The sequence below is a fragment of the Kluyvera fluvialis genome, from assembly GCF_059725275.1.
The window spans coordinates 1883982-1905712 of sequence record NZ_AP046142.1 but is presented as its reverse complement, the minus strand read 5'-3'; the positions used below and the strand labels follow the sequence as shown (position 1 = coordinate 1905712).

At 45.5% G+C, this 21731-nt stretch carries 20 protein-coding genes and 1 other annotated feature; of the genes, 12 read left to right on the top strand and 8 right to left on the bottom strand.

Going from position 1 to position 21731, the window contains the following annotated elements; all coding sequences use genetic code 11:
• The first annotated feature begins 46 nt into the window (after nt 1–46).
• The 10 genes from hisL to AC6I4B_RS09005 all read left to right on the top strand — a co-directional run bounded on the left by hisL (nt 47) and on the right by AC6I4B_RS09005 (nt 8407).
• The gene (gene hisL / locus AC6I4B_RS09050; RefSeq protein ID WP_497772071.1) at nt 47–94 is read left to right on the top strand and encodes a his operon leader peptide; all 48 of its coding nucleotides are present in this window, start codon (nt 47–49) and stop codon (nt 92–94) included.
• Nucleotides 70–190 (top strand) — a sequence feature (His leader region). Its footprint overlaps the gene before it by 25 nt.
• Before the next feature lie 34 nt (nt 191–224).
• Nucleotides 225–1124 carry an ATP phosphoribosyltransferase gene (gene hisG / locus AC6I4B_RS09045; protein ID WP_497771133.1) on the top strand — a complete coding sequence of 300 codons (900 nt, stop codon included), beginning with the start codon at nt 225–227 and terminating at the stop codon, nt 1122–1124.
• 5 nt (nt 1125–1129) lie between these two features.
• Entirely contained in the window at nt 1130–2434 is a 1305-nt protein-coding gene (gene hisD, locus AC6I4B_RS09040) for a histidinol dehydrogenase (protein ID WP_497771131.1), read from the top strand.
• Nucleotides 2431–3492 carry a histidinol-phosphate transaminase gene (hisC, locus tag AC6I4B_RS09035; protein ID WP_497771130.1) on the top strand — a complete coding sequence of 354 codons (1062 nt, stop codon included), beginning with the start codon at nt 2431–2433 and terminating at the stop codon, nt 3490–3492. The genes hisD and hisC overlap by 4 nt, the downstream gene beginning before the upstream one ends.
• Nucleotides 3489–4556, top strand: a complete 1068-nt coding sequence (gene hisB, locus AC6I4B_RS09030) for a bifunctional histidinol-phosphatase/imidazoleglycerol-phosphate dehydratase HisB (protein WP_497771128.1) — start codon at nt 3489–3491, stop codon at nt 4554–4556. Before hisC ends, hisB begins: the two co-directional genes overlap by 4 nt.
• Entirely contained in the window at nt 4556–5146 is a 591-nt protein-coding gene (gene hisH, locus AC6I4B_RS09025; protein ID WP_497771127.1) for an imidazole glycerol phosphate synthase subunit HisH, read from the top strand. The genes hisB and hisH overlap by 1 nt, the downstream gene beginning before the upstream one ends.
• Nucleotides 5146–5883 (top strand): 1-(5-phosphoribosyl)-5-[(5-phosphoribosylamino)methylideneamino]imidazole-4-carboxamide isomerase, encoded by a 738-nt coding sequence (gene hisA / locus AC6I4B_RS09020; protein ID WP_497771125.1) that lies wholly within the window; start codon nt 5146–5148, stop codon nt 5881–5883. The genes hisH and hisA overlap by 1 nt, the downstream gene beginning before the upstream one ends.
• The gene (hisF, locus tag AC6I4B_RS09015) at nt 5865–6641 is read left to right on the top strand and encodes an imidazole glycerol phosphate synthase subunit HisF (RefSeq protein ID WP_497771123.1); all 777 of its coding nucleotides are present in this window, start codon (nt 5865–5867) and stop codon (nt 6639–6641) included. Before hisA ends, hisF begins: the two co-directional genes overlap by 19 nt.
• A complete protein-coding gene (hisIE, locus tag AC6I4B_RS09010; RefSeq protein WP_497771122.1) occupies nt 6635–7234 on the top strand; it encodes a bifunctional phosphoribosyl-AMP cyclohydrolase/phosphoribosyl-ATP diphosphatase HisIE in 600 nt (199 codons plus the stop codon). Before hisF ends, hisIE begins: the two co-directional genes overlap by 7 nt.
• Nucleotides 7235–7402: 168 nt before the next feature.
• The gene (locus tag AC6I4B_RS09005; RefSeq protein WP_497771120.1) at nt 7403–8407 is read left to right on the top strand and encodes an NAD-dependent epimerase; all 1005 of its coding nucleotides are present in this window, start codon (nt 7403–7405) and stop codon (nt 8405–8407) included.
• 427 nt (nt 8408–8834) lie between these two features.
• Here AC6I4B_RS09005 and ugd read toward each other — a convergent pair whose 3' ends face one another.
• On the bottom strand, nt 8835–10001 hold the full coding sequence (gene ugd, locus AC6I4B_RS09000) for a UDP-glucose 6-dehydrogenase (protein WP_497771119.1): 1167 nt from the start codon (nt 9999–10001) through the stop codon (nt 8835–8837).
• Nucleotides 10002–10832: 831 nt separating this feature from the next.
• On the opposite strand from ugd, the gene AC6I4B_RS08995 reads away from it, so the two are divergent.
• Nucleotides 10833–12200: a CDP-glycerol glycerophosphotransferase family protein gene (locus AC6I4B_RS08995; RefSeq protein ID WP_497771117.1), complete on the top strand. Its 1368-nt coding sequence runs from the start codon at nt 10833–10835 to the stop codon at nt 12198–12200.
• Between the two features lie 5 nt (nt 12201–12205).
• Here AC6I4B_RS08995 and AC6I4B_RS08990 read toward each other — a convergent pair whose 3' ends face one another.
• The 7 genes from AC6I4B_RS08990 to gnd form a co-directional block, all read right to left on the bottom strand.
• A complete protein-coding gene (locus tag AC6I4B_RS08990; protein ID WP_497771116.1) occupies nt 12206–12343 on the bottom strand; it encodes a hypothetical protein in 138 nt (45 codons plus the stop codon).
• A gap of 230 nt (nt 12344–12573) precedes the next feature.
• Nucleotides 12574–13707, bottom strand: coding sequence for a glycosyltransferase family 4 protein (locus AC6I4B_RS08985; RefSeq protein ID WP_497771114.1), 1134 nt, complete (start codon nt 13705–13707; stop codon nt 12574–12576).
• An 11-nt stretch (nt 13708–13718) separates the two neighbouring features.
• A complete protein-coding gene (locus AC6I4B_RS08980; RefSeq protein WP_497771113.1) occupies nt 13719–14606 on the bottom strand; it encodes a glycosyltransferase in 888 nt (295 codons plus the stop codon).
• Nucleotides 14603–15757 (bottom strand): UDP-galactopyranose mutase, encoded by a 1155-nt coding sequence (gene glf / locus AC6I4B_RS08975; RefSeq protein WP_497772069.1) that lies wholly within the window; start codon nt 15755–15757, stop codon nt 14603–14605. Before glf ends, AC6I4B_RS08980 begins: the two co-directional genes overlap by 4 nt.
• 10 nt (nt 15758–15767) lie before the next feature.
• Entirely contained in the window at nt 15768–16508 is a 741-nt protein-coding gene (locus AC6I4B_RS08970; RefSeq protein WP_497772068.1) for an ABC transporter ATP-binding protein, read from the bottom strand.
• Entirely contained in the window at nt 16508–17275 is a 768-nt protein-coding gene (locus tag AC6I4B_RS08965) for an ABC transporter permease (RefSeq protein WP_497771111.1), read from the bottom strand. The genes AC6I4B_RS08970 and AC6I4B_RS08965 overlap by 1 nt, the downstream gene beginning before the upstream one ends.
• Nucleotides 17276–18602: 1327 nt before the next feature.
• The gene (gene gnd / locus AC6I4B_RS08960; protein ID WP_497771110.1) at nt 18603–20009 is read right to left on the bottom strand and encodes an NADP-dependent phosphogluconate dehydrogenase; all 1407 of its coding nucleotides are present in this window, start codon (nt 20007–20009) and stop codon (nt 18603–18605) included.
• A gap of 259 nt (nt 20010–20268) precedes the next feature.
• Between gnd and AC6I4B_RS08955 the strand changes: the two genes are divergently transcribed.
• A complete protein-coding gene (locus AC6I4B_RS08955) occupies nt 20269–21720 on the top strand; it encodes a UbiA family prenyltransferase (protein ID WP_497771108.1) in 1452 nt (483 codons plus the stop codon).
• Nucleotides 21721–21731: the final 11 nt, after the last annotated feature.

Sequence of the window (21731 nt, the reverse complement as noted above, 5' to 3'; positions counted from 1 at the left end):
AGGTTAAAAGGCATCAAGTGAATAGTCATTCAACGAGAAATTAATTATGTGCGTTCAATTCAAAAACCACCATCATCACCATCACCCTGACTAGTCTTTCAGGCGATGTGTGCTGGGAGACATTCAGATCTTCCAGTGGTGCACGAACGCAAGAGAGCCCCCGGAAGATTGCTTCCGGGGGCTTTTTTTTGAACCAAATTCAGCAGGGCAATGAGGAATACAGAATGTTAGATAACAACCGTTTACGCATAGCTATTCAAAAATCAGGCCGTCTTAGTGATGATTCACGCGAATTACTGGCCCGTTGTGGCATTAAAATTAACCTCCACACCCAGCGTCTGATTGCGATGGCGGAAAACATGCCTATCGATATCCTGCGCGTTCGCGATGACGATATCCCGGGCCTGGTGATGGACGGCGTGGTTGACCTCGGCATTATCGGCGAAAACGTCCTGGAAGAAGAGTTACTGAACCGCCGCGCACAGGGCGAAGACCCGCGTTACTTCACTCTGCGCCGTCTTGATTTCGGCGGCTGCCGCCTGTCGCTCGCCACGCCAGTAGATGAAGCCTGGGACGGCCCAGCGGCGCTCGATGGCAAACGCATCGCCACCTCTTACCCACACCTGCTGAAACGCTACCTCGACCAGAAAGGCATTAGCTTTAAATCGTGCCTGCTGAACGGCTCGGTTGAAGTGGCTCCGCGCGCCGGTCTGGCTGATGCCATCTGTGACCTGGTCTCTACAGGAGCCACGCTTGAAGCCAACGGCCTGCGTGAAGTGGAAGTGATTTACCGCTCTAAAGCGTGCCTGATTCAGCGCGACGGCGAGATGAACGACGCCAAACAGCAGTTGATCGACCGCCTGTTAACCCGTATTCAGGGCGTTATCCAGGCACGTGAATCGAAATACATCATGATGCATGCACCAACGGATCGCCTGGACGAAGTGATTGCCCTGCTGCCGGGCGCAGAACGCCCAACTATCCTGCCACTGGCGGGCGATCAACAGCGCGTGGCGATGCACATGGTCAGCAGCGAGACACTGTTCTGGGAAACCATGGAAAAACTGAAAGCCCTGGGTGCCAGCTCTATTCTGGTGCTGCCGATTGAGAAGATGATGGAGTAAGCGCCATGAGCTTCAATACCCTGATTGACTGGAACCGCTGTAGCCCCGAACAACAGCGCGCGCTGTTAATGCGTCCGGCCATTTCGGCCTCCGACAGTATTACCCGGACGGTGGCAGAAATTCTCGATAACGTGAAACGTCATGGCGACAGCGCGCTACGTGAATACAGCGCCAGGTTTGACAAAACCGACGTCGGTGCGATGAAGGTGACGGCGGAAGAAATTCAGCAGGCCAGCGCCCGTTTAAGCGACGAGTTAAAACAGGCAATGCAAGCCGCCGTGCGCAATATCGACACCTTCCACCGCGCACAAATTTTGCCGCCGGTCGATATCGAAACGCAGCCTGGCGTACGCTGCCAGCAGGTCACGCGCCCTATCGCTTCTGTGGGGCTGTATATTCCCGGCGGCTCTGCACCGCTGTTTTCAACGGTATTGATGCTGGCAACCCCGGCGCGCATCGCGGGCTGCCAAAAAGTCGTGCTGTGCTCACCGCCGCCAATTGCCGACGAAATACTCTACGCGGCACAGCTTTGCGGTGTGGAAAACGTCTTTAAAGTCGGTGGCGCGCAGGCGATTGCCGCACTGGCACTGGGCACAGAGTCGATTCCTAAAGTGGACAAAATCTTTGGCCCAGGCAATGCCTTCGTCACGGAAGCCAAACGCCAGGTCAGCCAGCGCCTCGACGGCGCGGCAATTGATATGCCAGCAGGCCCGTCGGAAGTGCTGGTCATCGCCGACAGCGGCGCTACGCCGGACTTTATCGCCGCCGACTTGCTCTCTCAGGCCGAACACGGCCCGGACTCGCAGGTTATTTTGCTGACCCCAGATGCTGGTATCGCACAAGGCGTTGCCGAGGCGGTAGAACGCCAGTTGGCGGAGCTTTCCCGCGCCGATACCGCGCGTCAGGCGCTCTCTGCCAGCCGGTTAATCATCACCAGAGACCTGGCGCAATGCATTGAAATCTCCAACGCCTACGGCCCTGAGCACTTGATTATCCAGACCCGAAACGCGCGTGAACTGGTCGATGCCATCACCAGCGCAGGTTCCGTGTTCCTTGGCGACTGGTCACCGGAATCGGCGGGCGATTACGCCTCCGGAACCAACCACGTGCTGCCGACCTACGGTTATACCGCCACCAGCTCAAGCCTGGGGCTGGCTGATTTCCAAAAACGGATGACCGTTCAGGAGTTATCACGCGACGGTTTCTCTGCGATCGCCGCCACCATTGAAACGCTGGCCGCCGCCGAGCGCCTGACCGCCCACAAAAATGCCGTCACCCTGCGCGTTAACGCCCTGAAGGAGCAAGCATGAGCATTGAACAGTTAGCCCGTGAAAACGTTCGCGCCCTGACGCCGTACCAGTCTGCCCGCCGTCTGGGCGGTAAAGGCGACGTGTGGCTGAACGCCAACGAATACCCCACCGCAGTGCCGTTTGAGTTAAGCCAACAAACGCTCAACCGCTACCCGGAATGCCAGCCCAAAGCGGTTATCGAGAACTACGCCGCCTATGCAGGCGTTGCGCCAGAGCAAGTGCTGGTGAGCCGTGGCGCAGACGAAGGCATCGAACTGCTGGTACGCGCCTTTTGCGAACCAGGCCAGGACGCCGTGCTGTTTTGTCCACCGACCTACGGCATGTACAGCGTCAGCGCCGAAACCCTCGGCGTAGAGTGCCGCACAGTGCCAGCCAAAGCCGACTGGCAACTGGATTTGTCGGCTATTGCCGACAGTCTGAGCAACGTCAAAGTGCTGTACGTTTGCAGCCCGAACAACCCAACCGGGCAAATTATCCGCCCGCAGGACTTCCGCGCGCTGCTGGAGATGACTCGCGATAAAGCTATCGTGGTTGCTGATGAGGCGTACATCGAATTTTGCCCGCAGGCAACGCTCGCCGGATGGCTGGCGGAGTATCCACACCTCGTGATTCTGCGCACCCTGTCTAAAGCCTTTGCGCTGGCGGGTCTGCGCTGCGGGTTTACGCTCGCTAATAAAGAGGTGATTGCGTTACTGATGAAAGTGATTGCCCCCTATCCGCTCTCCACACCGGTGGCTGATATTGCCGCGCAAGCGCTAAGCCCACAGGGGATTGCCGCCATGCGCCAACGCGTCGCGCAGATCCTCGACGAACGTCAATATCTGGTAGACGCGCTGCGCACCATTGCGTGCGTGGAGCAGGTTTTCGATTCCGAGACTAACTACGTACTGGCTCGCATCAAAGCCTCCAGTGTTGTATTTAAATCTTTGTGGGATCAGGGCATTATCTTACGTGACCAGAATAAACAACCTTCTTTAAGCGGCTGTTTGCGCATCACTATCGGCACTCGAGCAGAGAGCCAGCGCGTGATTGACGCTTTGAAAGCGGAGACCGTATGACCCAGAAGTTTCTCTTTATCGATCGTGACGGCACTCTGATCAGTGAACCGCCAAGCGACTATCAGGTGGACAGTTTTGCCAAACTGGCCTTCGAGCCAGACGCCATTCCGGTGCTGCTGAAGCTGCAAAAGGCCGGGTTTAAACTGGTGATGATCACCAACCAGGATGGGCTGGGCACTGACAGTTTCCCGCAGGCGGATTTCGACGGCCCGCACAACCTGATGATGCAAATTTTTACCTCGCAGGGTGTGGCTTTTGACGATGTGCTAATTTGCCCGCATCTGCCCGCCGATAACTGCGAATGCCGCAAACCGAAAACACAGTTGGTCAACACCTGGCTGGCAGACGGCGTGATGGACAGCGCCAACAGCTACGTAATTGGCGACCGCGCCACCGACGTTGAACTGGCGACGAACATGGGCATTACCGGCTTGCGTTATAACCGCGAAACCCTGAACTGGGCGGCGATTGGCGAGCAGTTGACCCGCCGTGACCGTTACGCGCGCATTGAGCGTAATACCCGTGAAACGCAGATTGACGTTGAAGTGTGGCTCGACCGCGAAGGCAGCAGCAAAATCAACACCGGCGTGGGTTTCTTCGACCATATGCTGGATCAGATTGCCACCCACGGCGGTTTTCGTATGAACATCACGGTAAAAGGCGACCTGTATATTGACGACCACCACACCGTGGAAGACACCGGTCTGGCGCTGGGCGAAGCGCTAAAAGTAGCGCTGGGCGACAAACGCGGGATTAATCGCTTCGGTTTTGTGCTGCCAATGGACGAATGCCTGGCACGCTGCGCGCTGGATATTTCTGGCCGCCCGCACCTGGAATATAAAGCTGAGTTCACCTATCAGCGCGTGGGCGACCTCAGCACCGAGATGATCGAGCACTTCTTCCGCTCGCTTTCTTATGCGATGGGCATCACGCTGCACCTGAAAACCAAAGGCAAAAACGATCACCACCGCGTGGAAAGCCTGTTTAAAGTCTTTGGTCGCACGCTGCGCCAGGCAATTCGCGTAGACGGCGACACACTCCCCTCGTCAAAAGGAGTGCTGTGATGAACGTAGTTGTCCTTGATACCGGCTGCGCCAACCTTAACTCGGTGAAGTCGGCCATTGCGCGCCACGGTTATGAGCCGGTGGTCAGCCGCGAGGCGGAAGTGGTACTGCGCGCCGACAAACTTTTCCTGCCGGGTGTAGGCACGGCTCAGGCCGCAATGGATCAACTGCGCGAGCGCGAGCTGGTTGAGTTGATTAAAGCCTGTACGCAACCGGTGCTGGGGATTTGCCTCGGTATGCAGTTGCTGGGTCGCAACAGTGAAGAAACCGGCGGTGTTGACCTGCTGGGGATAATCGACCAGGACGTGCCGAAAATGACCGACCTCGGCCTGCCGCTGCCGCACATGGGCTGGAACCGTGTGTATCCCAAAGCGGGCGATCGCCTGTTTCGTGGCATTGAGGACGGCGCATACTTTTACTTTGTGCACAGCTACGCCATGCCAGTCAATGAGTACACCATCGCTCAGTGTAACTACGGCGAGCCGTTCACCGCCGCCGTGCAGAAAGATAACTTTTATGGCGTGCAGTTCCACCCCGAGCGCTCCGGCGCAGCGGGCGCGCAACTGCTGAAGAACTTCCTGGAGATGTGATGATCATTCCGGCTTTAGATTTGATTAACGGCACTGTGGTGCGCCTCCATCAGGGAGATTACGCCCAACAACGCGATTACGGCAACGATCCCCTGCCGCGTTTGCAGGAATACGCGGCACAGGGCGCTGAAGTGTTGCATCTGGTCGATTTAACCGGCGCGAAAGACCCGGCACAGCGCCAGATTGCACTGCTGAAAAAACTGGTCGCCGGTGTCAATGTGCCGGTGCAGGTTGGCGGCGGCGTGCGCAATGAAGACGATGTCGCGGCGCTTATCGACGCAGGTGTCGCGCGCGTTGTGGTTGGCTCCACGGCGGTAAAATCCCCTGACATCGTAAAAGGCTGGTTTAAACGCTTCGGTGCAGAGCACTTAGTGCTGGCGCTGGATGTGCGTATTGACGAGCGCGGAGCCAAACAGGTCGCCGTCAGCGGCTGGCAGGAAAACTCCGGCGTTACGCTCGAAGAGTTAGTCGCAGCCTATCAACCCGTCGGCCTACAGCACGTATTGTGTACCGATATTTCCCGCGACGGCACGCTGGCGGGGTCAAATGTTTCGTTATATGACGAAGTGTGCGCGCGTTACCCGCAGGTTGCGTTCCAGTCTTCCGGCGGTATTGGCAGCCTGAATGATATCGCGGCATTACGCGGTACGGGCGTACGCGGTGTGATTGTCGGCCGTGCCCTGCTGGAAGGTAAATTCAACGTAACGGAGGCCATCCAATGCTGGCAAAACGGATAATTCCTTGTCTCGATGTGCGTGATGGGCAAGTGGTGAAAGGCGTCCAGTTCCGCAATCATGAGATTATCGGCGACATCGTCCCGCTGGCAAAACGCTACGCCGATGAAGGCGCGGATGAGCTGGTATTCTACGATATCACCGCCTCCAGCGATGGTCGCGTGGTCGATAAAAGCTGGGTTTCTCGCGTTGCGGAAGTGATTGATATTCCGTTCTGCGTTGCTGGTGGCATAAAATCGATTGATGATGCCGCTCGTATTCTCTCTTTCGGCGCCGACAAAATTTCTATTAACTCACCCGCGCTGGCTGACCCAACGTTGATCACTCGTCTCGCCGATCGCTTCGGCGTGCAGTGTATCGTGGTCGGCGTTGATACCTGGTATGACGCTGACAGCGGCAAATATCACGTTAATCAATATACCGGTGACGAGAGCCGCACCCGTGTGACCCAGTGGGAAACGCTGGATTGGGTACAAGAAGTACAAAAACGCGGTGCGGGCGAAATCGTACTCAATATGATGAACCAGGATGGCGTGCGTAACGGCTACGACCTGGAGCAGTTGAAAAAAGTCCGCGACGTCTGCCGCGTGCCGCTGATCGCCTCTGGCGGCGCGGGCAGCATGGAACACTTCCTCGATGCTTTCCGTGTCGCTAACGTTGACGGCGCGCTGGCCGCCTCGGTGTTCCACAAACAAATCATTAATATTGGTGAACTAAAAGCGTACCTGGCAGCACAGGGCGTGGAGATACGGGTATGTTAACTGAACAACTGGATTGGCAAAAAACCGACGGACTGATGCCCGCCATTATTCAACACGCAGTATCTGGCGAAGTGCTGATGCTGGGCTATATGAACCAGGAAGCGCTGGCGAAAACGCAAGAAACGGGCAAAGTGACCTTTTTCTCACGCACCAAACAGCGTTTGTGGACCAAAGGTGAAACCTCCGGCAACGTCCTTAATGTGGTGAACATCACGGCGGATTGCGACAACGATACCCTGCTGGTGTTGGTTAACCCGATTGGCCCAACCTGCCATAAAGGCACATCAAGCTGCTTTGGCGATACCCATCACCAATGGCTGTTTCTGTATCAGCTTGAGCAACTGCTGGCAGAACGCAAAACCGCCGATCCGGCAAGTTCTTACACCGCCAAACTGTATGCCAGCGGCACGAAGCGTATTGCGCAGAAAGTGGGTGAAGAAGGCGTCGAAACCGCATTGGCAGCCACTGTGCAGGATAAGTTTGAGCTGAAAAATGAAGCCTCCGACTTGATGTATCACCTGCTGGTACTGTTGCAGGATCAGCAGTTAGATTTGACCGCAGTGATTGAGAATTTGCGGCAGCGCCATCAGTAATCCCCTCCCCTGGCCCGGCATCCCAGCCGGGTTTCTCGCCTAAACGCCCGCCCCGGTAACGTTAATAAAAGATAACGATTATATTTTTTGTCGTTCAGAATGTATGATCTTTGATTATGTCAGGATCGAAAAGAGAGATCCGCATCGGATTTACGTTTAAGGAATGCTATGAAATATTTGGTCACCGGCGCTGCGGGCTTTATTGGGTTTCACGTCAGCCAACGGCTACTCGCGGCAGGTCATCAGGTGGTCGGCCTCGACAACCTCAATGATTACTATGACGTTAGCCTGAAGCAGGCACGTCTTGACCTGCTGCAATCCGCCGATTTTCACTTTGTGAAAGCAGATCTTGCCGATAACGCCACTATGGCGGCGCTGTTTGCAGAACAACAATTCGACCGCGTGATTCATCTCGCGGCACAGGCAGGCGTTCGTTACTCACTGGAAAACCCACACGCCTATGCCCAGGCGAATCTCGTCGGCCATCTCAATATTCTCGAAGGCTGTCGGCATAATAAAGTGCAGCACTTGCTGTACGCTTCATCCAGTTCAGTGTATGGCTTGAACCGCAAAATGCCGTTCTCGACCGACGATAGCGTCGATCATCCGGTGTCGCTGTATGCCGCCACCAAAAAAGCCAACGAACTGATGTCGCATACCTATTCGCACCTGTACGGTTTGCCGACCACGGGCCTGCGCTTCTTCACTGTCTATGGCCCGTGGGGCCGCCCGGACATGGCGCTGTTCAAATTCACTAAAGCGATGCTGGAAGGCAAGAGTATTGATGTCTACAACTACGGCAAAATGAAGCGTGACTTCACCTACATTGATGACATCGTAGAAGCGATTATCCGCCTGCAGGACGTTATCCCGCAGCCTGAAGCAGACTGGACAGTAGAAACCGGCTCCCCGGCAACCAGCTCCGCACCGTATCGCGTCTACAATATCGGCAACAGCTCCCCGGTTGAACTGATGGATTACATCACCGCACTGGAAGAGGCATTAGGGGTCAAAGCCGAGAAAAATATGCTGCCAATGCAAGCGGGCGATGTCCTGGAAACCAGCGCAGAAACACAGCCGCTGTACGATCTGGTCGGGTTCAAACCACAAACGTCGGTAAAAGATGGCGTGAAAAACTTCGTCGATTGGTATCGCGGGTTTTATCAGATTTAAACAACAATGCCCTCGCGATGGGGTAATGCTTGTCAGTTAAAGGGATTTCTACTTTTAGTATCGCCGCCAGTTGCGCTCATTGAACGAATAGCGACAACCTGAGTGGCTGAAACCGATGAGTCCCCGATGGAAATCGGCGAGCCGGAGAAAGGAAGACAAGGTCAGACCGCCTGGGATGGCGGACTGAGGCGAACCGAGACAGGAAGTCGAGTTTCGCCGTGCCGCAGGCTGGAATTCGCAGGCGAGCGTAGTGCGAAGCACCGATTTCCCTGCGGGGCCGCAGGGATTGTCAAGGGGGACTCGGCAGTCCCCCTTGACCCGTTCACAGGAACAGCGGCTTCATGTTCTACAAAACATCAGGTGAACGGAATGTGGCGCTTAATTGACCAGCATTACCTCGCGATGAGGGTATTTTTTTGAGCGCTCACTAGTCGTTACCAAACAAGTCGCGGGTATAGACTTTATCTGCGACATCCGCCAACTCTTCCGCCATGCGGTTAGAGATAATCACATCCGCTTCTTGCTTAAAGGCATCCAGGTCACGCACCACGCGCGAGTTGAAGAACTCGTCTTCCTGCATCACCGGTTCGTAGATAATCACTGGGATACCTTTCGCTTTAATGCGTTTCATAATCCCCTGAATAGAAGACGCGCGGAAGTTATCGGAACCCGACTTCATAATCAGCCGATACACGCCAACCACTTTAGGCTGACGAGCGAGGATGGAGTCAGCGATAAAGTCTTTGCGGGTACGGTTCGCATCAACAATTGCGCCAATGATGTTATTCGGCACTGACTCATAGTTCGCCAATAGCTGTTTGGTGTCTTTCGGCAAGCAATAGCCACCGTAGCCAAACGATGGATTGTTGTAATGATTGCCGATACGCGGATCAAGACACACGCCTTCGATAATCTGCCGTGAGTTAAGCCCTAAACTTTCCGCGTAGCTGTCCAGTTCGTTAAAGTACGCCACACGCAATGCCAAGTAGGTATTGGCAAACAGTTTGATGGCTTCCGCTTCGGTCGAATCAGTAAACAGCGTTGGGATATTTTGCTTAACCGCCCCTTCTTGCAGCAGCGAGGCAAAACGCTCAGCACGTTCAGAACGCTCGCCAACCACGATACGTGACGGGTGTAAGTTATCGTACAGCGCACGGCCCTCACGCAAGAATTCCGGCGAGAAGAAGATATTATCAATACCGAACTTCTCTTTAATACTGTTGGTAAAGCCCACCGGGATAGTGGATTTGATGATCATCACCGCATTCGGGTTGATCTCAATAACATCACGGATAACCGACTCAACGCTGGAGGTATTAAAGTAGTTCGTCTTCGGATCATAGTCCGTCGGGGTAGCAATGATAACGAAATCAGCATCGCGATACGCATCATGCTTATCGGTAGTGGCGCGGAAGTTCAGTGGTTTTGTCGCCAGATACTCTTCAATCTCTTTATCGACAATCGGCGATTTTTTCTGATTCAGCATGTCAACTTTGGCCTGAACGATGTCCAGTGCAACCACCTCGTGGTGCTGGGCAATCAAAATACCGTTCGACAGACCTACATAACCTGTTCCTGAGATAGTTATCTTCATTCGCTCTGTAACTTCTTCCGATTAAACATGTGAGGGTGAGTGTCGCATCCCCATGAGACCCAACGCAGTCGTGTTGAGCCAGCGTGTAACCAGTATATCGTGAATCAGGTCAACGAAGGCTATCAGAGCAGGCTGAATGCCGTTTTTAGACAATAAAAAAGCCCGGAGGAGCGCTCCGGGCCTGCAATCATGGGTGAACTAATTCAGATTAATCCAGCCATTCGGTGTATGTCAAAATGTGTGAAAGTGACTGTAACTATATAAACGACCCGGAGGCCATAGCCATTGACCGGACCAACGCAGCGCTAAGCAGTACACTAAGGTAATATCCAGAAAGTGGGCGAAGAAGGCGTTGAAACCGTGTAGGCAGATATCATTCCTAAAGACTAAGACCTCTGTTTTTATCCTTTCATGCCGATTATTGGCATCTACCTGATAACATCAGAACCATGCCCAACCATTATATTTAAATAAATATCCAAGCCATTGATCAGAAATAGATTTTTCAACACCGCTGAAAAATGCCCCCCCCGAGAATATCTGATTTCTAATTAAGGGTATGATTCAGCACTCAATTTCATTTTCCAGCATATATCTAGCTAGGAAATCATATCGCTACCGTTCACATAATCAAAGAACCAATAAAAATTCATCAGTAAACCCAGAACAAATAAACATTGTTTTTTATTAAGGCATAATTATTATTCTAATCAATTCAACTTCTAGAAGAAGAACAACACCAAACTAAGAAAATCCTCAACACAACACTTTACATTTGTTATAATCAAAATAAAATAAGTCACATGAACCAATGACGAGAATGGTGAACAATTGAAAAATATCAAAAAAATAGTAAGAGATAAACTAGTTAACTTAATCAGAGATTCACTTAAAAATGGAGACTCAGAAAAAATTGATAGAATAAGTCAGGAACTTGAACACCTATCAAGAAATCTCGACAAAACAAGCGCTTCACTTTTAGATTTGAATCAAACAGTTAGAAACCTAAATCAAACGGTTAACTTAATATCAAAAAAAATAAAAAAAGATAACAACTTCATTTGCGCATTTATCATCCATAACGTAGAAGCATGGGATAGTATTGGCTCAGTTATTGCTGAATTTTCTCAAGACTCTAGGTTCACGCCCATCATTTTTTCGGTCAATCGCCGTTTTCCAGGAGAAAAGTCATTTATCGATGAAGATAAGGTGCATAAATTTTTATCATCACAAAATATTGATCACATAAGGCTAAATAACAAAAATTCGTATTTAGATCTGGATATAATAAAAACACTTTCCCCAGATATCATATTTAGGCAATCACAATGGGATTATGATTATCCACCTGGCTTCGCAACTGAAAATTTAAGGTTCGCTAAATTATATTATATCCCATATGAGATAATGAATTTTTTAGATGGTGTTGATGAAAACATTAACAATAGCTATTTTCACCAATCATGTGAACTGGTATTTTCCGCAAACTCATACTCAAAAGAGCAGGATGAGAAGTTAAGTACTTTAAAAAATCATATCGTGACAGGTCACCCAAAGGTTGAAGTTTTTCAGAATGCTAAACCTTCATGGCCAATCGCAGAATCAGATAATTATAAAGTAATATGGGGGGCACATCATAGTATTTTTGACGGATGGTCTAATTTTGGTATGTTCTTATCAATTTATAAAGAAATGTTGGTATTCGCCAAAAACAATCAGGACATTGATATAATATTTAGCCCTCACCCGGCATTAGTCACAATCATGAACAACATTGAGGACGAGGGATTAAGATCCGATTTCGATAACTTTATTACTGAATGGAATGCGCTAAGTAATACCGGCTATAGTATATTTTCAACATACTCATCAATTTTCAAAGCGGCTGATCTATTACTTATCGATGGTATAAGTTGGTTACTTGAATTCCAGTTAGAAAAAAAACCTATTATATTCTTAGAACGTAAAAATCATTTACCATTTGATGGTAACGGGATGAAAATATCAGAAGGTTTGAACGCGGTTAATGATATTCATCAAGCATTAAACATGTTGATTGAATTTAAAGATGGAAAAGCGGATACAAAAAAATCAAATCAAGAAAGAAACTGTGAAGATTTTCTCATAATTAATAAAAATGACAGCGTGGCTAAAAAAATCGTATCCGCTGTATATGATAATATACTTTTAGGTCGATAGGTTATTTACCAACTAAACCCATCTCCTGCGGAGATGGGTTTAGTATCTGCGCCTATGCCAAATAATTTACTATCACTTTTGAAGCGCTCTTCTGGCAACTCTATATGTGATTCGCATCCCTTCTCATAGAGAATTACTGCCATAACTATTAATCACGTATCCATATTCATCATATCCATGAAACATTCTTATGAGAAATTACGAAATTCGATTTTTCAGATGTATCGCCAAATATGACATATATTGAACAGAACAAAGATATCGTTGCACTGGGCCATCTTTATCCCTCCATACAGCAAACTATTAACGCTAGAAATCTAAGTGCTCACTGCTTTTAATTTTATCGCATCTAGTTATTTAATTTATTCTACATTTACTGATTATCAATAGAATACAACCGTAATGTTTCCGTAATAATAATATCCGAAGAATATTTTGACTCAACAAGTTTCCGGGCATTCAATCCCATTTCACTTCTCAACTTATTGTCTATTAGTAGAGTCTTCAGTTTCTCAGCAAACTGAACTATATTTTTCTTTTCTACAATGGCTCCATTGAAACCATCTTTCACTAAACTATTGCAGCCACCAATATTGTATGTAATAGTTGCCCGGCCTACGGCCCCAGCCTCAAGTAAGATGCGTGGCACGCCTTCTGCATATACAGAAGGAAGGGCAACGATATTTGAGCGCTGAATCAGTTCTTTTATATCATTACGAGTACCAAGCCACGTAATATCTCCGGATTGATCCCATTTTTCAATCTGATGTAAGTTGATCGCATCACTGTCATTATCAACAATAATTCCAGCTACTAAGACTTCAAAATTTATGCCTTCAGCGGTGAGACGTTTCTTCACTTTTAAAAGGTCTGCCAGTCCCTTACTCCACAACATACGGCTAGCGAATAAAACTTTGGGGATACCTTCGTTCGGCTCTTCACTATACGAAAAATAATTCACATCGATTCCCGCACCATCAATAACCACCGTTTTCGATTGTTCTATCCCTATAATGTTAATAATCTTATTCCGATCAGCCTCATGCTCAAAAACAACCTTACAATCAATACCTGAAAACAGAAAACTGTACAACCGAGTAATAAAAAAGCGCAGTGTCTTATATACCAGACTGGTATTTTCGAATACTCGCCCCAATCCAACAAAACTATAGATCAGTCGCTTTTTATTGATGTTACACCACAAACAGCTGATAATTCCGGGTTTAATTGTGATACAATGAAGAATATCCGGGTTTATTTTATTTAAAATTTTTGACACCCTGAGATAATCACAAAGATATATAAATGGATTGATTCCATTTTCCTTCATATTACTTTCAAAACATTTAATCCCGATGCTCTCTAGTTTTCTCAGAATTTCGGTGTTATTAAACCTAGCTACAAGAGACACATCATGACCAGCATCAATCGCTGCTTTAGCCCGATCCAACCAATGTAACTCAAAATACCACGCTGAATTAATGAAATAACATAGTTTTTTACTCATAATAGGGTATTTCACCGTTTCCACTTATGATTACATATTCCGTCATAAACCCCTCGAACCAAACTTTTTATATACTCTTTTTTCTCCGGATGTTTCAGTGCCTTAACACTATATTTTATCAACCGAAGAAATATATACACATTACTAAAAGGTCTTCTGGAACCAAAAATATGTTTTGAGAACATCATATTTCTTATAAGATAATATACCTTCCAGTGTGCCATATATCCCGTGTTCTGGCTAACATCGTGAATAACGGACAAATTCATAAGGTACTCCATCTTAATATCATTCATATGAAGATGATATGAAAAATATACATCATCAAAATAAATGAAAAGACTCTCATCTATAAAATGATAATATTTTTCTAAATTGATTTTGCTAATTAACATTCCCACAAAAGATACGCTAATTATCTGGTCATTCTTAGTTCCATCAGCAATGAAACTATTTGACTTTACCAGATACTTTATATTATCAAGAATACTACTTGGGTATTTTTTCCATGGTATATTCATACCACAACGAGCCCCATGAGTATCAATAACATTACATGCGTATACCGTTTTTTCTGTTAATGATTCTACCTGTATTCGTTCAAAAAAATCCGCTTGTGGATAAGCATCATCATCATAAAATAAAACCCAGTCGGTCTCTATATTATTAACAATCCATTCAGAACCATATTTAAAGCCGCCAGCTCCACCTGTATTTTCATTACATGAAAGAACAATCAAGCGTTTATCACAGTTTGTTCTGAGCCACTCCATAGTTCCATCAGTAGATGCATTATCAACAACAATAACAGACTTAAAAGGCAACGCTAAGGTTGCCTGAACTGTTTTTTTTAATTTATTTAACCGATTATAGGTTACAATTAAAGCAGTTATATTCATCTAACCTTTACCGTAAATACTGGCATCGGTGAATTATTTTGTAGGGATTCTAGATAGTTTTTCGCTGTATTCATAGCTTCAGCAATTGTGACATCCATATCCAAATAACGATAAGTGCCTAAGCGCCCTACAAACGTGATATTTTTTTCTTTTTCGGCTTTATTTAAGTAGTTTTCTAACATATCCATCTCGCCTACCTGGCGAATAGGATAGTAAGGAATATCATTCGGTTCACACTTCCGACTGAATTCACGATAGCAGATCGATTTATTATGCTGCTCCCACGGTGCAAAATATTTATGTTCCGTAATGCGCGTATAAGGTACCTCTTGTTCCCCATAATTCATCACTGCACAGCCTTGAAAATCGCCATCAACACGGAACATATCGAAATCAAGTGTACGGTATCCCAAACGCCCTAAGGCATAATTGTAGAAACCATCCAATGCACCACTATAGAACACATGATCATATTTATCACGTGAGTTCGGATCAAATAAGGTATTGAGTGTTACTGAAATATTCTTGTGTTCAAGAATTTTCTCAACAATAACTGTATAGCCATCTTTAGGCATGCCCTGATATTTATGATTAAAATAGTTATCATCATAATTAAATCGTACAGGTAATCGTTTGAGAATCGAAGCCGGAAGTTCTGCAGGAGACATTCCCCATTGCTTAATGGTATAACCCTTAAAAAAGGCTTCATACAATTCTTTACCAACGAACCGCAAAGCCTGCTCTTCAAAAGTCATCGGCTCGACGATATCTTTGTCGCTTTTATCTTCGATTAATTTACGTGCTTCTTCAGGAGAACAAGTTGTTTTAAAAAATTGGTTAATTGTATGAAGATTAATCGGTAACGAAAACACTTGACCATTTACTGTAGTTTTCACCCTATTAACATATGGCATCATCTGAGTAAATTTAGATATATAGTCCCAAACTTCAGTATTATCAGTATGGAAGATATGTGGCCCATAAGTATGAACCATGACACCGGTTTCAGAATCTCTCTCACTATAGCAGTTACCTGCAATGTGAGCTCGGCTATCGATAACACTCACTTTATGTCCAGCATCTGCCAGCATACGACCAATAACCGCGCCAGAGAAACCAGCACCAACAATTAGAATATTTTTCTGTGTCATCATTTACCCATCAAGCCATTGAGGCTACATATTCACTAATAACCGAGTCAGCATCACCAATAGCTTTCAGCCGATGATTCTCAACCCAAATAACTTTATCGCATACCTTCTTGACGTCAGTCATACTATGACTCACAAACAAAATCGTCACGCCTTTTTCTTTAAACGCACTGATGGTGTTAATACATTTTCTTTGGAACGCAATATCACCAACAGCCAAAACCTCATCAATGATTAATACATCAGGATCAACTTGGCTAATTACTGAGAACCCAAGTTTTGCCAGCATTCCACTTGAATAAACACGAATTGGTTCATCAATAAAACTGCCTAGTTCGGAGAATTCAATAATTTTATCGAGCTTTTTATACACCTCAGATCGTCTTAATCCTAAAAGTGTAGCATTTAATATTATATTTTCTCGCCCAGTTAACTCAGGATGAAAGCCGCCCCCCAGCTCAAGCATAGATGCAACACGACCCGTGACTTTTACCTCTCCCTTACTTGGTTTCAATACTCCAGCCACCAAGCCCAAGGATGTACTTTTCCCTGCACCATTACGACCAATTAACGCAACTGATTCACCTTTATTAACGGTAAATGATATGTTTTCAATGGCCAAATACTTACGCCCTTTCAAAAGACTCATTGCTCGTTTCGGATGGAACAATAAATCTTTAATACCAGAGCCTATGTGATGATAAAGTGGATATTCTTTAGTTACATTACAAAATTCAATGACTACTGGCATCATAGTATCTCTGCAAAACGAAATTTAAGCTTATTGAAAACCCACATCCCAATGACTAAAACAGTGATGCCAGATGCATATAAATATGCCATATGCATATAATCAAGATGGCCGTTCATGAAAAGATCACGCCATGCCAAAATCATACTAGCCAGTGGGTTATAATGTATTAACCAAGCATACTGGCTTGGGATCATATCCGCGCCGTACAGTATAGGGGTACAGTAAAAAAGCAACATGATACCCAAACTTACGAAACGTTCCAGGTCTCTAAAAAACAAGTTCAACGTTGAAAAAATTAACGCGAAGCCGAAAGTAATAATTATTTGACCAATGGCGATGATAGGTATTCCCCACAACCATACAATTGATGGTGACATACCGTAAATAAATAAAAACATTGCAATTACAGGTAAAGTACAAAGGAAATGAAGACCTTCCATCATTACATTGCTTAACGGAATGACTGAACGTGGAAACACCGTTTTTTTAATGATTTGTGCGTTAGAAAGGAATGAAAACAGCGAATTTGTTGCTGAATTTGAAAACCATTGCCAAGGGAACAACCCAGTAATTAGAAAAACTGTGTAATTAGGAATCTGAACCCTCATTACCAATTTAAAGATGAAATAATATATCATCGCAAAAAGCAAAGGGTTTGCTATTGACCATAAATAGCCCAATAGACTGCTCTTGTATCTGACCTTCAGATCCTTTTGCGTGATAACGTACACTAAATCAAAAAGGTAACCTAAATTATACTTCATTATGAAATGCCCATCGAATGTACCATAATTATAGCATAAATAATAATTTGAAATTTATAAAAAGGTATGCTACCGCCCTTGGCTCAGAGAAACCAAACTTCTCACTGCTAAATACAACGCTGTAAATCCTCTGATGATACGATAGCTCCTTCGGAGTAACAGCTGTAACACATTGTAGTAGATAACTATTTTAAAAATGCTAACGATTCTTCTTCTTACATGCAATGAGAAAAATCTGCAGCAATCTACAAGATTTTAAGTAGCCAAAATACGTAACCGCTCTCTCTGGAGGTTTGTAAGTATCGAATTTAATCACCTTCGTCCTTGCAAAAAACCTTTTTAACCATCAGAGCACTATACACGGAATTTTCATTCCGAGACGTCAAAAACATAGATTTTGCCTGGCCGTAGTATAGTCTTTTTCCAACCATGATCCAACCAAGAGCATTCACATGGTCAATATTTAACCATTTGTATATATGCTACACTAATATAAAATAGAGTTATACACCCCTGAAAAAACACATAATGGATACTTTAGCAATATTTTTATTACTTTTTTATAATACTTGAGAAGTCGGGCATCACTCAGTTGATGCTAACTGTTCCTAACTACGCATGTTAATACAGACACAGTGCTTTATTCTCAATGATGATGACTCCACATATCAAAATAAATATCACGGACAAAAAGATGATCTTTGAACAACATTATCTTTGATATGGCTATAGCCGTACTTTCTCAGTATAGAATACAGCGTATTGTCTGACATTAGTAAATCAGTTAATCAGTTAATCAGTTAATCAGTTAATCAGTTAATCAGTTAATCAGTTAATCAGTTAATCAGTTAATCAGTTAATCAGTTAATCAGTTAATCAGTTAATCAGTTAATCAGTTAATCAGTTAATCAGTTAATCAGTTAATCAGTTAATCAGTTAATCAGTTAATCAGTTAATCAGTTAATCAGTTAATCAGTTAATCAGTTAATCAGTTAATCAGTTAATCAGTTAATCAGTTCTAAATATTCTTTCATATAAAAAATAAAATATACAACATATGTTCTTACGGCTTTTTATTTGCCAGACACGAGATACCCGCTTAATCACTGCCCGGAATAATTGCAGGTCTATAGATAGTATCTCCTTTATCCAAGGCCTACGCTCACGGATCGACCATATGACTTCAAATTCACTGCATCTTAGCCTGCTTGAAAACATTCATATCGATAATCATAACTCTCATTACCGATTCGAGTGCTTCCTTACAATAAAAAAACCCGGAGGGATACTCCGGGCCTGCATTCATATGGGTGAACTATAATTCAGATTAATCCAACCATTCGGTGTGGAACACACCTTCTTTATCGGTGCGCTTATAGGTGTGCGCGCCAAAGTAGTCACGCTGAGCCTGAATCAGGTTAGCTGGCAGCACCGCAGCACGGTAGCTGTCGTAGTAGGCAACCGCCGCAGAGAAGGTTGGTACCGGAATACCGTTCTGCACCGCGTAGGCAACCACATCACGCAACGCTTGCTGATATTCGTCAGCAATGTTTTTGAAATACGGTGCCAGCAACAGGTTGGCAATGCCCGCATTTTCAGCATAAGCGTCGGTGATTTTCTGCAAGAACTGCGCACGAATAATGCAGCCCGCGCGGAAGATCTTCGCGATTTCGCCGTAGTTCAGATCCCAGTTGTACTCGTCGGATGCCGCACGCAGCTGAGAGAAGCCCTGTGCGTAAGAAACGATTTTACCCAGGTACAGTGCACGGCGTACTTTCTCGATAAACTCAGCTTTATCACCCGCCAGTTTTGCCTGCGGGCCAGACAGCACTTTAGATGCTGCAACACGCTGGTCTTTCAGGGAGGAGATATAGCGAGCAAATACGGATTCAGTGATAAGAGACAGCGGCTCACCCAAGTCCAGAGAACTCTGGCTGGTCCATTTACCCGTGCCTTTGTTGGCCGCTTCATCCAGAATCACATCAACCAGGTACTTACCTTCTTCATCTTTCTTGGTGAAGATATCTTTGGTGATGTCAATCAGGTAGCTGCTCAGCTCGCCTTCGTTCCACTCCGTAAAGGTGGTAGCCAGTTCGTCATTTGACAGGTTCAGACCGCCTTTCAGCAGAGAGTATGCTTCAGCAATCAGCTGCATATCGCCATACTCGATACCGTTGTGAACCATCTTCACATAGTGACCCGCGCCATCAGCGCCAATGTAAGTCACACACGGTTCACCATCTTCAGCCACCGCAGCAATCTTAGTCAGGATCGGCGCAACCAACTCATACGCTTCTTTCTGGCCGCCAGGCATGATGGATGGCCCCTTCAGCGCGCCCTCTTCCCCGCCGGACACACCGGTACCGATGAAGTTAAAGCCTTCAGCAGACAGTTCACGGTTACGACGAATGGTGTCCTGGAAGAAGGTATTGCCACCATCAATGATGATGTCACCTTTATCAAGATAAGGTTTAAGGGAATCGATGGCAGCATCAGTGCCTGCGCCCGCTTTCACCATTAACAGGATACGGCGCGGGGTTTCAAGAGACTCGACGAACTCCTGTACCGTGTAATACGGAACCAGTTTTTTGCCTGGATTTTCGGCAACAACTTCTTCGGTTTTTTCACGGGAACGGTTGAAGATGGAGACGGTATAACCACGGCTTTCGATGTTGAGCGCCAGGTTGCGCCCCATCACTGCCATACCGACAACGCCGATCTGTTGCTTGGACATTTTTCACTCCTGTCAGGGGGATACCGAGGAGATATGCCATCTCCTCGAAAAAACGCGTACATAGTAGCTCAAAACAATACGCTGAATCTATATTAAGGATACTGATGAGCATAAACTGCAACCATACAAGTACTCACCATGTTTCTCTTTTATCTATCAAGAATTTTGTATAAAATGAAGGTTTACTTGAACAATGACTACTTGTTACTTTTCGCACTATCGAAATCTCAAGTAAACCTATGCTAGCCAAGGAATGTAAATGTCTTCCAAGTCATTTGATGCTATCGACCCTAAAATTCCACTGATTGTTGATTTAGATGGCACGTTATCTAAAACTGACACACTACATGAAGGTATTGTGTCAATTTTATTTAAAAAACCCATAAAGATAGTATCCTTGTTAAAGAGTTTATTTGCAGGTAAAACTCATTTAAAAGAATTTGTAACACAAACAGTTACTCAAAGTGCAGATTCCTTCTGCTACAGATTTGATCTAATTAATTTTCTGAAACAAGAAAAACGCAAAGGCAGAAAGGTCTATCTAGTTACAGCCTCAAATCAAAAGATAGCTGACTCTATTGAAGATTATCTTGGTATTTTTGATGGTGTTAAAGGTTCTGACAACAACTTAAATTTGAAGGGACTGAATAAACTAAAATGGATTAAAGAAAATTTCCCTCAAGGTTATCTGTACGCAGGAGATCATAAGGTAGACATTCCAATTTGGAATGAATCCGATGGTGCAATTCTTGTTGGAAAAGGGAATGATTACCATAAAGAGATAAAACAAGATCTACCATGTATCTTTTTTAAAGATGAAAAGATTAATATTTTCAAAGTCTGGTTGAAACAACTACGACTTCATCAATGGGCAAAAAACGCACTCATCTTCATTCCATTATTTCTAGCTCATATTATTAATGATACCAATGCACTTACTAAAACAGCACTCGCTTTCGTAGCATTTGGGTTAATCGCATCCGCAACCTATATCATTAACGATCTCGCAGATCTAGAAGCCGATAGAAAACATAAAACCAAGAGAAATCGTCCTCTTGCCTCAGGGAATATATCAACACTCCAGGGGATAATCGGTGCATTACTATTATTTATTGTTGGTGGTACCACTTCAATATATCTATCTCTTAATTTAACTTACTGCATCCTCATCTATGTTATTCTAACACTGCTTTATTCATTTAAATTAAAAAGAATTCCTATGTTAGATGTAATCATCATAGGTACTCTTTTCACGTTACGAATTATAATGGGTTCAGTGCTTAACGAATTACCATTATCTCCATGGCTAAATTCATTTTCTGCGCTCCTATTTTTCTCATTAGCATTAGCCAAAAGACATGTAGAAATATTAAAAGCAGATCAAAGCATTACCAATAAAATAGGCGGCCGTGGATATTTAGCACAAGATTGGCCACTAACATTAGCATTCGGTATTAGTAGTGCGGTCTGTTCGATTCTAATCATGCTTCTTTTCTTAACTCAAGAAGCTATGGTTCAGGTAAATTATACATCTCCGGGCTGGTTGCTAATTGAACCCGTTTGTGTTTTCCTGTGGGTTACCAGAATTTGGTTCCTAAGCCATAGAAAGGAACTGTCTGACGATCCTGTTGTTTTTGCAATGAAAGACAAGGTAAGTGTTTCCCTTGGGCTAATTGCCGCATTGGTTTTCATTGTTGCAAGCTATGTTTAAAAGTGATTAAT

What these genes read in the sequence shown, in the direction of transcription:
- hisG (WP_497771133.1), top strand. Translation starts at nt 225, where the DNA reads ATGTTAGATAACAACCGTTTACGCATAGCTATTCAAAAATCAGGCCGT.
- hisD (WP_497771131.1), top strand. Translation starts at nt 1,130, where the DNA reads ATGAGCTTCAATACCCTGATTGACTGGAACCGCTGTAGCCCCGAACAA.
- hisC (WP_497771130.1), top strand. Translation starts at nt 2,431, where the DNA reads ATGAGCATTGAACAGTTAGCCCGTGAAAACGTTCGCGCCCTGACGCCG.
- hisB (WP_497771128.1), top strand. Translation starts at nt 3,489, where the DNA reads ATGACCCAGAAGTTTCTCTTTATCGATCGTGACGGCACTCTGATCAGT.
- hisH (WP_497771127.1), top strand. Translation starts at nt 4,556, where the DNA reads ATGAACGTAGTTGTCCTTGATACCGGCTGCGCCAACCTTAACTCGGTG.
- hisA (WP_497771125.1), top strand. Translation starts at nt 5,146, where the DNA reads ATGATCATTCCGGCTTTAGATTTGATTAACGGCACTGTGGTGCGCCTC.
- hisF (WP_497771123.1), top strand. Translation starts at nt 5,865, where the DNA reads ATGCTGGCAAAACGGATAATTCCTTGTCTCGATGTGCGTGATGGGCAA.
- hisIE (WP_497771122.1), top strand. Translation starts at nt 6,635, where the DNA reads ATGTTAACTGAACAACTGGATTGGCAAAAAACCGACGGACTGATGCCC.
- AC6I4B_RS09005 (WP_497771120.1), top strand. Translation starts at nt 7,403, where the DNA reads ATGAAATATTTGGTCACCGGCGCTGCGGGCTTTATTGGGTTTCACGTC.
- ugd (WP_497771119.1), bottom strand. Translation starts at nt 10,001, where the DNA reads ATGAAGATAACTATCTCAGGAACAGGTTATGTAGGTCTGTCGAACGGT.
- AC6I4B_RS08990 (WP_497771116.1), bottom strand. Translation starts at nt 12,343, where the DNA reads ATGGCAGTAATTCTCTATGAGAAGGGATGCGAATCACATATAGAGTTG.
- AC6I4B_RS08985 (WP_497771114.1), bottom strand. Translation starts at nt 13,707, where the DNA reads ATGAGTAAAAAACTATGTTATTTCATTAATTCAGCGTGGTATTTTGAG.
- AC6I4B_RS08980 (WP_497771113.1), bottom strand. Translation starts at nt 14,606, where the DNA reads ATGAATATAACTGCTTTAATTGTAACCTATAATCGGTTAAATAAATTA.
- glf (WP_497772069.1), bottom strand. Translation starts at nt 15,757, where the DNA reads ATGACACAGAAAAATATTCTAATTGTTGGTGCTGGTTTCTCTGGCGCG.
- AC6I4B_RS08970 (WP_497772068.1), bottom strand. Translation starts at nt 16,508, where the DNA reads ATGCCAGTAGTCATTGAATTTTGTAATGTAACTAAAGAATATCCACTT.
- AC6I4B_RS08965 (WP_497771111.1), bottom strand. Translation starts at nt 17,275, where the DNA reads ATGAAGTATAATTTAGGTTACCTTTTTGATTTAGTGTACGTTATCACG.
- gnd (WP_497771110.1), bottom strand. Translation starts at nt 20,009, where the DNA reads ATGTCCAAGCAACAGATCGGCGTTGTCGGTATGGCAGTGATGGGGCGC.
- AC6I4B_RS08955 (WP_497771108.1), top strand. Translation starts at nt 20,269, where the DNA reads ATGTCTTCCAAGTCATTTGATGCTATCGACCCTAAAATTCCACTGATT.